Genomic DNA, 11,713 nt, shown 5'->3' on the forward strand with positions numbered 1-11,713 from the left:
CAGCGACTGAGCGAAGGAGTGAAGAACCGGGGTTAATAGGGCCCCGCCCAGCGGCGCCGAAGGCGCCGCAAATAAACACAGAGGCCGCCCGCGCGACGCGGACGGCCTCCCGGAGTTCGGCGCAGTGACCGGATCAGGCGGACACGGCCGCCTTCTCGAGGATCTCGCGCGCGAGAGCGGCGGTTTCGGACGGCGTCTTGCCGACCTTCACACCCGCGGCCTCGAGCGCGTCCTTCTTGGCCTGCGCGGTACCCGAGGAACCGGAGACGATGGCGCCCGCGTGACCCATGGTCTTGCCCTCGGGCGCGGTGAAACCGGCCACATAGCCGACGACCGGCTTGGTGACATTGGCCTGGATGTAGGCCGCGGCCCGCTCTTCGGCGTCGCCGCCGATCTCACCGATCATGACGATCAGCTTGGTCTCGGGGTCCTTCTCGAACGCCTCGATGGCATCGATATGGGTGGTGCCGATCACCGGGTCGCCGCCGATACCGATGGAGGTCGAGAAGCCGAAGTCGCGCAGCTCGTACATCATCTGGTAGGTCAGGGTGCCGGACTTGGACACCAGGCCGATCGGGCCCTTGCCGGAGATGTTGGCCGGGGTGATGCCGACCAGCGATTCGCCGGGGGTGATGATGCCGGGGCAGTTCGGGCCGATGATCCGGGTCTTGGCACCCTTCTCCACGTTGTAGGCCCACGCGTAGGCGGTGTCCTGCACCGGGATGCCCTCGGTGATGACCACGAGCAGCGGAATCTCCGCGTCGATGGCCTCGATGATGGCGTCCTTGGAGAACTTCGGCGGCACGAACGCGATGGAGACGTCGGCGCCGGTCTTCTCGATGGCCTCGGCCACCGTCGCGAAAACGGGCAGCTCGACGGCGTTGCCGTCTTTGTCGGTGTGCGAGACGGTGGTGCCCGCCTTACGCGCGTTCACACCGCCGACGACCTGGGTCCCCGCCTTGAGCATCAGCGCGGTGTGCTTGGTGCCCTCGCCGCCGGTGATGCCCTGGACGATGACCTTCGAGTCCTTGTTGAGGAAGATTGACATAGTTCTTTTTGTCCTTTACTGGGCGTGCCCTAGTAGGTCGACTCAGCGGGCCGCGAGTTCGGCGGCCTTGTCGGCGCCTTCGTCCATGGTCTTCGCCAGCGTCACCAGCGGGTGCGCGGCCTCGGCGAGAATCTTGCGACCCTCTTCCACCCGGTTCCCGTCCAGGCGGACCACCAGCGGCTTGTTCGCTTCGTCACCCAGGATCTCGAGCGCCTTCACGATGCCGTTGGCGACCGCGTCACAAGCGGTGATGCCACCGAACACATTCACGAAAACGCTCTTGACCTGCGAATCGTTCAGGATCACGTCGAGACCGTTGGCCATGACCTCCGCGGAGGCGCCACCACCGATATCGAGGAAGTTGGCCGGCTTCACGCCGTTGTGGTTCTCGCCGGCGTAGGCGACGACGTCCAGAGTGGACATGACCAGCCCGGCACCGTTGCCGATGATGCCGACCTGACCGTCGAGCTTGACGTAGTTGAGGTCGTTCTCCTTCGCCTTGAGCTCCAGCGGATCGGTCGCGTCCTTGTCGGCGAACGCCGCGTGGTCGGCGTGCCGGAACTCGGCGTTCTCGTCCAGGGTGACCTTGCCGTCGAGCGCGAGGATCTCGTTGTCCGGGGTGCGGACCAGCGGGTTGACCTCGACCAGGGTGGCGTCTTCGTTGACGAAGACCTCCCACAGTTTCTGGATGGTCACCGCGGCGGTGTCCAGCACATCGGCGGGCAGATGGCCCTGCTCGGCGATCGAGCGGGCGAACGCGAGATCGACACCCTTGACGGCGTCGACCGCGACCTTGGCCAGCCGGTCGGGCTTGGTGGCGGCGACCTCTTCGATCTCCATACCGCCTTCGACCGAGCACATGGCCAGGTAGGTGCGGTTGGTGCGATCGAGCAGGAAGGAGATGTAGTACTCCTCGGCGATATCCTTCGCCTCGGCGACCAGGATCTTCTTTGTGATGTGGCCCTTGATGTCCAGGCCGAGGATGTTCTGCCCGTGCGTGAACGCGTCCTCCGGGGTGGCCGCGTACTTCACGCCACCGGCCTTGCCGCGGCCGCCGACCTTCACCTGGGATTTGATCATCACCGGCTTGCCGATTTCCGCGGCGATCGCGCGGGCGTCCTCGGCGGTGTCGGTCACGCGGCCTTCCGACGAAGGCACCCCGTGCTTTACGAAGAGCTCCTTCGCCTGATATTCGAAGAGATCCATGTACTCACCGTCTCGTCTGCGTTGCTATGACAACGTCTTTGTTGGCGGCCCGACGTCGGTAGCGGGTCGTTCGGACTCTAACCACTCATAGGGACGCCCGATCGGGCACGTTCATCCTAAGTGGCGCAGGTCACGGGCCCGCCCGCGGGGAGGCCAAACCCGCAGGCCATGACTACCGGCGAGTAGCTTCCGGACGAGCCGCAGGCGGTGCGCGCAGACCGTCCAGGAGATGTAGGTGGTCCGGGCGTCGCAATCACAGGACAGAGAGTCCGATCGTGAGCTCCACCCACGAGGGAAACGTGATCAATGTCACAGTAACGTTTGAAAACGTCCTACCGCTTGCCGCTTCGCAATCATTTCGTTACCGTCGAACCGTCGATGTCACAACCCGATCACAAACGTTGCACAGGCGTGGGTGCTTGCGCATTCGGTTGTCGCGGGAGTAGAGATCTCCGTGATATTGCTCTCGCGAGCAGGTTTAGAGAGGACGGCAGCTTGACGCAGCACCCCGCTCCGCAGTCGCAGGGCCGTTCGGCAGCTGCCATTCCGGCGCCGCATCCCGTCACCGCCGATCAGATCTCCGGTGCCAGTCGGATGCGAACCGGCCGATGAACCACCGCGGCACCCTCGACCCGCAAACCGACGGTCGTCCCGGTCGGCGTCGGCGCGAGAACGCGCAGCCGGCCGAAGGGGGCCAATCGTTCAACGCGTTCGGCGCCCCCGGTGACAGCCGGTCCCGTCGCCGCCCTCTCAACACCGCCGCCGCGTCGGCCGCCGCCGACGCCCATCGCACCGCCGCCGATGACTTCTGGTCGACCAACCAGGGCTGGGCCGATTCACAGGCCGACAACTGGTCCGAAGCCGATCGGCAGCCGCAGAACACCTGGCAGCAGGACGAGTGGCAGCAGGGCGGATGGCAGCAGGACGAAAAACCCGCCTGGCACAGTGATCCGAACTGGAACACCCAGCAGGGCTGGACCGAGGCACAGTCCTGGTCCGAGGCTCCGGCGCAGTCCTGGTCCGCGACTCCCGCGCAGTCCTGGCACGATGCCGAACCCGCGGTGCGCGAACACGATGAACCCCCCCGCTACGACAGACCCACGACGATCGCCGAGGCGCTGGAGAGCGCGCCGGTCGCCGAGGAGGACACCGAGGAGCCCCGGCAATCCCGCTCCCGGGGCGCGCATCGCGTAGCGGCCCCGCCGTCCGCGCTCAAGGGCCGCGCCGCGGTCGTCGCGGTGGCGGCGGGCGCGGTGGTCGCGGCCGGGCAGTGCGCCACCGCGGAGCCCAGCGATCACAAACAGGCCCAGCAGGCCACCGACTACGAGGCCGCCGGATCGGTTCACGAGATCGCCGCCCAGTCGATGGCGACCGAGGATCCGGCCGCCGCGAACACCGCCTCGCCGCAGATGCTCGGCGGCAACCTCCCGGTCGACACCGGCCGATTCGGCGAAATGCTCGCCAACGGGGCCCAATTCGCCGAGGATCTCGCCCAGGCCGAGGAAGCCAAGTTCCGGCCGCTGTTCTCGAGGTTCGCCAGCGGCTCCTACACCTCCGGGTTCGGCGCCCGCTGGGGCGTCCAGCATCTCGGTATCGACGTGGCCGCACCGATCGGCACTCCGATCTACGCCGTAGCCGACGGTGAGGTCATCGACGCGGGTCCCGCCTCGGGCTTCGGTATGTGGGTGCGTCTGCTCCACGCCGACGGCACCATCACGGTGTACGGACACGTCGACACCACCACGGTTTCGATGGGCGAATACGTGTTCGCCGGAGATCAGATCGCCACGGTGGGCAACCGCGGGTTCTCCACCGGTCCGCACTGCCACTTCGAGGTATGGCTGAACGGCAGTGACAAAGTCGATCCGGTGCCCTGGCTGGCCACTCGTGGGATCAGCCTCACCGGCAACGGCGACTGACCTGGTTTCCGTATCCGTCGATCGCACTCGGGTTCAGGGATATACGGCTCCGGCCGCCCTTCAGGGTGCGGCGTGGATCGCCAGCCCGATCAACGCGATCACCTTCGCGATCTCCAGCCCGATGTACCAGTAGTGCGCCCGGGACCGGGGTAGCTCCTCACCCGCGAGCACCCGATCCGAGCGGCGGGACAGCGGCGGTCGCACCACGCCCAGCTGGACCACCAGGATCACGACCGTGACGGCCAGCCACGCCCACACCGCACCGGTCGGCGCGATAACGACAGCCGCCGCCGACAGAACCGCCGCAAGGACCGCCTCCACGCTGTTCAACGCCCGGAACACCAGCCGTCCGATACCCAGCCCGAGTTCGGTCGTGATGCCGGGCGCTCGGAACTTCAGCGGCGCCTCCAGAAACGAGATGGCCAGCACCATACCCAGCCAGAGCATCGGCACGAACCACATCAGATGCTGCGCGACAGACTCCATGATCGGAACCTACCGCGCCGCCGAACCCGCCGGGGGCGCTAGAGCTTGGTCAGCGTCTGGCTGAACTTCGGGATGAGCCGGATGGTGCCGCTGGATCCGAAATCGATCGTCACGCTGGCCATATCGCCGACACCGTCGGCGGCGACCACCCGGCCGAGACCGTACTTGTCGTCGCTGACCCGATCGCCCACCGCCAGGGCCAGGCCGACATTGTTGCGGGATACGCCCCGCCGGGCCGGGCGCCCCTCGCCGATACCCGGCCGGGGGTCCCGGGACTGCGGCCAGCCGCCGGTCCAGTCCTCACCGGCCGACTCGGCGCCGCGACGGCGACCGTACTGCTCGGGAGCCGAGGACCGTTTGGGTTCGAGCCGTTTCCAGTCGATCAGATGATCCGGAACCTCCTGCAGGAACCTGGACTCCGGATTGAACACCGGTTGCCCCCACGCCGAGCGGACCACCGCGCGAGTGAGATACAGGCGGCGCCGGGCCCTGGTGATACCCACATAGGCGAGTCGCCGTTCCTCGGCCAGTTCGGCGGGATCGCCGAGAGCACGCAGATGCGGGAACTGGCCGTCCTCCCACCCGGTCACGAAGACCACCGGGAACTCCAAACCCTTGGCGGTGTGCAGGGTCATCATGGTGACCATGCCCGAGCCGTCCTCGGGTATCTGGTCGGCATCGGCCACCAGCGATACCCGTTCCAGGAACGCGGCCAGCGAACCGGGTTCGGGTTCGCCCTCGCCCGTCTCCGGGACCAGACCTTCGGCCTGTGCGGCAACGAGTGCGTTCCGAGCCTCGGAACTGAATTCCCGGGCGACGCTGACCAGTTCGTTCAAGTTGTCCAGCCGCGCACCGTCCTGCGGATCGTCGGAGGCCTCCAACTCCGCCCGATAGCCGGTGCGGTCCAGCACCGCCTCGACCACCACGCCCACATCCGGGAAATCCACCTCGTCCATTTCCCCTGCGGCCCGGATCTGCTCGAGCAGAGCGACGAACCCGGCGATGGCGTTGCGCGCGCGGGTGTTCAGCAGCGCGACCTCGCCGGCGGCGGCATCACGCAGAGCCTCGGCGAATCCGATACCGCGCTGTTCGGCGTGCACGGCCACACAGGCCTCGGCGCGGTCCCCGATACCGCGGCGCGGGGTGTTGAGAATCCGGCGCAGGCTCACCGCATCGTCCGGGTTCTCCAGGACGCGCAGGTAGGCGACGATATCGCGGACCTCTTTGCGCTCGTAGAACCGAACCCCGCCGACCACCTTGTACGGCAGGCCCATCCGGATGAAGATCTCCTCCAGGGCCCTGGAGTTGTTGTTGGTTCGGTAGAACACCGCGATATCGGAGTATACCGCCGCTCCCTCGTCCACCAGCCGGTCGATCTCGCGGGCGACGAAAGCCGCTTCGTCGTGTTCGTTGTCGGCGACATAGCCGGTGATGAGTTCGCCCTCACCGGCGTCGGTCCACAACCGTTTGTCCCGACGGTTGCTGTTGCGCGCGATCACCGAGTTCGCCGCGGACAGGATGTTCTGCGTGGACCGGTAGTTCTGTTCCAGAAGTATGGTCTCGGCATCGGGGAAATCGCGCTCGAATTCCTCGATATTGCGGATGGTGGCGCCGCGGAAGGCGTAGATGGACTGATCGGCGTCGCCGACGACGCAGAGTTCGCTGGGCGGCACGGTGTGCGGATCGGGTTCCGGGATATCGGAACCGGCGGCAGCCGCCGCACCGGCATCGGTATCGGCGGCCTCACCGGCCGCGCCCGGGGTGTGATGCCCGACGAGTTCTCGCACCAGCACGTACTGCGCGTGGTTGGTGTCCTGGTATTCGTCGACCAGAACATGCCGGAAGCGACGACGGTAGTACTCGGCGACCTCGGGATGCCGCTGCAGCAGTGCGACCGTCTCACCGATGAGGTCGTCGAAGTCCAGCGCGTTGGCCGTACGCAGCCGCCGCTGATATTCGGTGTAGGCACGGGCCACGACGCGCGGCAGTTCCGCGTCTTCGAATCCCGCGTCGCCGCTTGCCTGTTCCGGACCGACGAGTTCGTTCTTCAGGTTCGAGATGGCGGTCGCGAGCAACCGCGGCGTGTACTTCTTGGCATCCAGTTCCAGATCCCGGCTGATCATGGTGAGCAGCCGCCGGGAATCGTCGGCGTCGTAGATGGAGAAGTTCGAGTTCAGCCCGGGCAGCAGCGCCGACTGGGTACGCAGGATCCGCACACAACTGGAGTGGAAGGTCGACACCCACATACTCGCCGCGCGCGGACCCACCAGCTCGATGACCCGCTCCCGCATCTCGGCGGCGGCCTTGTTGGTGAAGGTGATGGCCAGGATCTGCCCGGGCGTAGCCCCGCGAGCGGCCAGCAGGTAGGCGATCCGGCGGGTCAGCACGGCGGTCTTGCCCGAACCCGCCCCGGCGACGATCAGCAGTGGCGGCCCGGTGTGCAGGACGGCGGCACGCTGCTGCGGATTGAGTCCCTCGAGCAGCTGCCCGGCGTCCTCGGCCCGGCGCTGCGCGGTATCCGTGCGCTGCTGCGTCTGTTCGGCCTGCACCCGACGCTGCAACGCGGCCAGCCCACTCGGCGCACCGCCCGCTTCACGACCGCCGGCTTCGGGACCGCCGGGGCTCGCCCCCTTCCGAGCGCCGCCGGGTAGCTCCAGCCCGGGCAGGGTCATATCCTCCGCCGCGCCGGGCTCCGGTGAGCCGGCGGCGGAGGCGGTGGCACGGGAAGTGTGCGAATCCGAACGAAGTGCTGCCGCGGTGGTGTCCATCGTCTGTTCACGCTACCGCCGCGACCCGACACGATCGAACACTCGGCCGAATTCGCTCCACGCGAGCGCCGCGCGCCCCCGATATCCCCAGCAGTGAGCGTTTTGCATACCTCGCCCACCGTGGCAAACTGGCAATATGGTTTGCCCTTCAGCGAAACATCCGCGCCGGTCGTGTGGACGGCGGGGCCGCAGACCGGGCACCTGACGCCCTATCTGGGCAGGTAAGGGGGAACGGCACTACCAGACCCGCCGGGTCTATTTCACGGTGTAGGAGCTCTGGACCGGTAACACGACGCGCCTCGACGCCGATCCAGGTTCTGACACGAGGAGATGAGAAATGAGCACACCCGCTACGGCGACCGGGTCGGGTTCGACAACCGACACGGACTCGGAGCTCCCTCGGACCGAAGCCGAGATCGAGAAGCTCCGTAAGGAGATCGACCGGCTCGATGCGGAGATCCTCACGGCGATCAAGCGCCGAACGGAGATCTCGCGGGTAATCGGACGCACCCGGATGGCTTCCGGGGGTACCCGGCTGGTGCACAGCCGGGAAATGAAAGTGCTGGAACGTTTCAGCGAGCTGGGTCAGGAAGGTCACACCCTGGCGATGCTGCTGCTGCGACTCGGTCGCGGACGGCTCGGCCGCTAGGGCCCTATACCGACGCGGCGGCCCGCAGACCGCCGCAACCTCACGAACCGCCCCGGGTGATTACGCCCCAGGGCGGTTCGTACTGTCGGTCACGTCATAGCGATGTATTTGGTCGACAGGTATTCCTCGATACCCTCGGTACCGCCCTCCCGGCCGAAACCGGAGGCCTTGACCCCGCCGAACGGGGCCGCCGGATCCGAGATCACCCCGCGATTGACCCCGACCATGCCGCTCTCCAGACCCTCGGCCACCCGCAGCGCCCGGTCCAGGTCCCGCGTGTAGATATAGCTCACCAACCCGAACTCGGTGTCGTTGGCGGCGGCCAGCCCCTCTTCCTCGGTATCGAAGGCCACGATCGGCGCCACCGGCCCGAAAACCTCCTCGCGCAGAATCCGCGCCCGCGGGGGGATATCGGTCAGCACGGTCGCCGGATAGAACCAGCCCGGACCACCCGGAGCCTTCCCACCGACACGGACCGACGCACCCGCGGTCACCGCGTCCTCGACCAGCTCCGACACGGTGTTCAACTGCTGCTCGTCGACCAGCGGTCCGAGCGTGGTGTCCGGGTCGGTCCCCGGACCCAGCTTCACCTGTGCATTGATCGCCGCGACGAATTTCTCGGTGAACTCCTCGACCACCCCGCGCTGCACATGGAAGCGGTTGGCCGCCGTACACGCCTCACCGCCGTTGCGCAGCTTCGCCAGCATGGCCCCCTCGACCGCCGCATCGATATCGGCGTCGTCGAACACCACGAACGGCGCGTTCCCGCCGAGTTCCATCGAGGTACGCAGCAGGCCGGAAGCGGATTTCTCGACCAGGGTCCGGCCGACTTCGGTGGACCCGGTGAAGGTGAGTTTGCGCAGCCGGGGATCCTCGAGCAGCGGCTGGGTGATTGCGCCGGACCGGCGCGAGGTGATCACCGACAGCACGCCGTCGGGCAGGCCGGCCTCGGAGCACAGTTTCGCCAGCAGCAGCATGGTGAGCGGGGTCGCCGAAGCGGGTTTCACGATCATGGTGCAGCCCGCCGCCAGTGCGGGACCGATCTTGCGGGTGCCCATCGCGAGCGGAAAGTTCCACGGGGTGATCGCCAGACACGGGCCGACCGGCTGTTTGTGCACCAGAATCCGCCCGGTACCCGACGGCGCGTGCAGATAACGGCCGTGGATCCGCGCGGCCTCCTCACTGAACCACCGGAAGAATTCCGCGCCGTACCGCACCTCGTTACGGCTCTCCGGCAGCGCCTTGCCCATCTCCAGTGTCATCAGCAGCGCGAATTCCTCGGCACGCGCGGTGATGCGCTCGAACACGGCGCGCAGGATCTCACCCCGCTCGCGGGCCGGAGTCGCGGCCCAATCCCCCTGGGCGGCCGCCGCGGCATCCAGGGCCCGTACCGCATCCTCCGGTGACCCGTCCGCGACCTCCACGAGAACCTCGCCGTTCGCCGGGTTGCGCACCGCGAAAGTGCCACCCCCGGTGGCGTCGACGGGCCCGCCGATCCACAGCTGCTTCGGTACGGATGCGAGTACTTCGGTTTCTGAAGCCATACGAGTCAGCCTAGGCCGCGGCACACCCGAAATCTCCGGCCCACGAGGACAGTGTTCACCGGCCCCGCCTTCGGCGGGGCGGGGCCGGGACCCGCATGACCCCGACCACTGATGCCGAACATTCGGAGGAGACGGGAGGGCGCGCACGAGCGTGATCCGGCCGGTCCGAGTGGGCCCGCGGCGTGCGTACTCACGTGGCCGGCGCTGAAGGGCCGACTGCCCGCGGCGGAACCGGGGCGGGCGCCCGAATGCGGCCATTTCGGCCCGGCGAACCGCGGGAACCCAGGCCCACACTGCCGGGAAATCCCTGGCCGGTCTCCTCCGGCGGTGCCCGAACGGGTCCCGGGTTACCGACTGGCAACTGTCCGCGTTCCCGCCGCACGACCGCCCGGAACCCGCGGCACGGCCCGGCCCCGCCTGCGTCCTGATCCGGTGGGTTGTACGCTCGGCCAGTGTGAGCGTCGACATAACCGCATCGGCGGCATGGCAGAAATTGCGCGATCATCACGAGGCGATCGCCGCCCTACAACTGAGGGACCTCTTCGCCGAAGATCCGCCGCGCGGTCGCGATCTGACGCTGACCGCGGGTGAGTTGCGGATCGATTACAGCAAGCATCGCGTCACCCGGGAAACTCTGCAATTGCTGGTGGAACTGGCCAGGGAAGCAGGTGTCGAGGCCCAGCGCGATCGCATGCTGCGGGGGGAGCACATCAACACCTCCGAGGACCGGGCGGTGGGGCATACCGCCTTGCGGTTGCCGAAAGGTAGTTCGCTCACCATCGACGGCGAGGACGCGGCCGCCGCAGTGCACGAGGTGCTCGACCGGATGGGCGCCTTCGCCGATTCGGTGCGCTCGGGTGACTGGCGCGGTGCGACCGGAGAGCAGATCCGGACGGTGGTGAACATCGGTATCGGCGGTTCGGATCTCGGACCCGTGATGGTGCACCAGGCCCTGCGCCACTACGCGGATGCCGGTATCGGCGCCCGCTTCGTCTCCAATGTCGATCCCGCCGATCTGGTGGCGACCCTGGCGGATCTGGATCCGGCGACCACCCTGTTCATCGTCGCCTCCAAAACCTTCTCCACCCTCGAGACACTCACCAACGCGACCGCGGCCCGCCGCTGGCTGGTGGACGCTCTCGGCGCGGACGCGGTGGCGAAACATTTCGTCGCAGTGTCCACACATGCCGGGCGGGTGGCCGAATTCGGTATCGACACCGCCAATATGTTCGGGTTCTGGGATTGGGTCGGCGGCCGGTATTCGGTCGATTCGGCCATCGGACTTTCGGTGATGGTGACGATCGGCCCCGGCCGCTTCGCCGAGTTCCTGGCCGGTATGCACGATATGGACCGCCATTTCGCCGGCGCGCCGCTGGCGGAGAACGCACCGGCACTGCTGGCACTGCTCGGTGTGTGGTATTCGAATTTCTTCGGGGCGCAGTCGCGTGTGGTACTGCCGTATTCGAACGATCTCGCCAGGTTCCCGGCCTACCTCCAGCAGCTCACCATGGAGTCGAACGGAAAATCGGTGCGCGCGGACGGTTCCCCGGTCACCACCTCTACCGGCGAGATCTTCTGGGGCGAACCCGGAACCAACGGTCAGCACGCTTTCTACCAACTGCTGCACCAGGGCACCCGGCTGATCCCCGCCGACTTCATCGGATTCGCCCGCCCCACCGACGATCTGCCCACCCGGGATGGCACCGGCAGTATGCACGACATCCTGATGAGCAACCTGTTCGCGCAGACCAAGGTCCTGGCGTTCGGGAAGACCGCCGAGGAGATCGCCGCCGAGGGCACGCCGCCGGAACTGATACCGCACAAGGTGATGCCCGGAAATCGGCCCAGCACCACGATTCTCGCGCCCCGGCTCACTCCCGCGGTGCTGGGACAGCTGATCGCGCTCTACGAGCACCAGGTGTTCGTGGCCGGTGCGATCTGGGGAATCGACAGCTTCGACCAATGGGGTGTGGAACTGGGCAAACAGCAGGCCTTGGCGCTGGCGCCGCTGCTCACCGACCCGGAAGAACCCGCACCGCAGGGTGATTCGTCCACCGATGCGCTGGTCCGCTGGTATCGCACCAACCGCTGAG

The 11,713-nt window shown here is 67.2% G+C and carries 8 protein-coding genes; 3 read left to right on the forward strand and 5 right to left on the reverse strand.

The features are described 5' to 3' along the window. Window positions 1-133: 133 nt before the first annotated feature. A complete protein-coding gene (gene sucD, locus IEY68_RS33965; protein WP_058854599.1) occupies window positions 134-1,048 on the reverse strand; it encodes a succinate--CoA ligase subunit alpha in 915 nt (304 codons plus the stop codon). Window positions 1,049-1,090: 42 nt separating this feature from the next. Next, the gene (sucC, locus tag IEY68_RS33970) at window positions 1,091-2,254 is read right to left on the reverse strand and encodes an ADP-forming succinate--CoA ligase subunit beta (protein ID WP_058854600.1); all 1,164 of its coding nucleotides are present in this window, start codon (window positions 2,252-2,254) and stop codon (window positions 1,091-1,093) included. Between the two features lie 608 nt (window positions 2,255-2,862). Between sucC and IEY68_RS33975 the strand changes: the two genes are divergently transcribed. After that, entirely contained in the window at window positions 2,863-4,173 is a 1,311-nt protein-coding gene (locus IEY68_RS33975) for a M23 family metallopeptidase (protein WP_063000201.1), read from the forward strand. A 60-nt stretch (window positions 4,174-4,233) separates the two neighbouring features. Here IEY68_RS33975 and IEY68_RS33980 read toward each other — a convergent pair whose 3' ends face one another. Then, window positions 4,234-4,659 (reverse strand): hypothetical protein, encoded by a 426-nt coding sequence (locus IEY68_RS33980; protein WP_058854915.1) that lies wholly within the window; start codon window positions 4,657-4,659, stop codon window positions 4,234-4,236. Window positions 4,660-4,697: 38 nt separating this feature from the next. After that, on the reverse strand, window positions 4,698-7,427 hold the full coding sequence (gene pcrA / locus IEY68_RS33985) for a DNA helicase PcrA (RefSeq protein WP_229719205.1): 2,730 nt from the start codon (window positions 7,425-7,427) through the stop codon (window positions 4,698-4,700). A 337-nt stretch (window positions 7,428-7,764) separates the two neighbouring features. Between pcrA and IEY68_RS33990 the strand changes: the two genes are divergently transcribed. After that, a complete protein-coding gene (locus tag IEY68_RS33990) occupies window positions 7,765-8,076 on the forward strand; it encodes a chorismate mutase (protein ID WP_030522366.1) in 312 nt (103 codons plus the stop codon). 89 nt (window positions 8,077-8,165) lie between these two features. On the opposite strand, the gene IEY68_RS33995 is transcribed toward IEY68_RS33990, so the two are convergent. Then, window positions 8,166-9,620: an NAD-dependent succinate-semialdehyde dehydrogenase gene (locus IEY68_RS33995; RefSeq protein ID WP_063000203.1), complete on the reverse strand. Its 1,455-nt coding sequence runs from the start codon at window positions 9,618-9,620 to the stop codon at window positions 8,166-8,168. A 454-nt stretch (window positions 9,621-10,074) separates the two neighbouring features. Between IEY68_RS33995 and pgi the strand changes: the two genes are divergently transcribed. Then, window positions 10,075-11,712 carry a glucose-6-phosphate isomerase gene (gene pgi / locus IEY68_RS34000; protein WP_058854916.1) on the forward strand — a complete coding sequence of 546 codons (1,638 nt, stop codon included), beginning with the start codon at window positions 10,075-10,077 and terminating at the stop codon, window positions 11,710-11,712. The last annotated feature ends 1 nt before the right edge of the window (window position 11,713 follow it).

The sequence above is a fragment of the Nocardia jinanensis genome (assembly GCF_014645735.1).
Classification (GTDB): domain Bacteria; phylum Actinomycetota; class Actinomycetes; order Mycobacteriales; family Mycobacteriaceae; genus Nocardia; species Nocardia jinanensis.

What these genes read in the sequence shown, in the direction of transcription:
- pcrA (WP_229719205.1), bottom strand. Translation starts at nt 7,427, where the DNA reads ATGGACACCACCGCGGCAGCACTTCGTTCGGATTCGCACACTTCCCGT.
- IEY68_RS33980 (WP_058854915.1), bottom strand. Translation starts at nt 4,659, where the DNA reads ATGGAGTCTGTCGCGCAGCATCTGATGTGGTTCGTGCCGATGCTCTGG.
- sucD (WP_058854599.1), bottom strand. Translation starts at nt 1,048, where the DNA reads ATGTCAATCTTCCTCAACAAGGACTCGAAGGTCATCGTCCAGGGCATC.
- sucC (WP_058854600.1), bottom strand. Translation starts at nt 2,254, where the DNA reads ATGGATCTCTTCGAATATCAGGCGAAGGAGCTCTTCGTAAAGCACGGG.
- IEY68_RS33975 (WP_063000201.1), top strand. Translation starts at nt 2,863, where the DNA reads ATGAACCACCGCGGCACCCTCGACCCGCAAACCGACGGTCGTCCCGGT.
- IEY68_RS33995 (WP_063000203.1), bottom strand. Translation starts at nt 9,620, where the DNA reads ATGGCTTCAGAAACCGAAGTACTCGCATCCGTACCGAAGCAGCTGTGG.
- IEY68_RS33990 (WP_030522366.1), top strand. Translation starts at nt 7,765, where the DNA reads ATGAGCACACCCGCTACGGCGACCGGGTCGGGTTCGACAACCGACACG.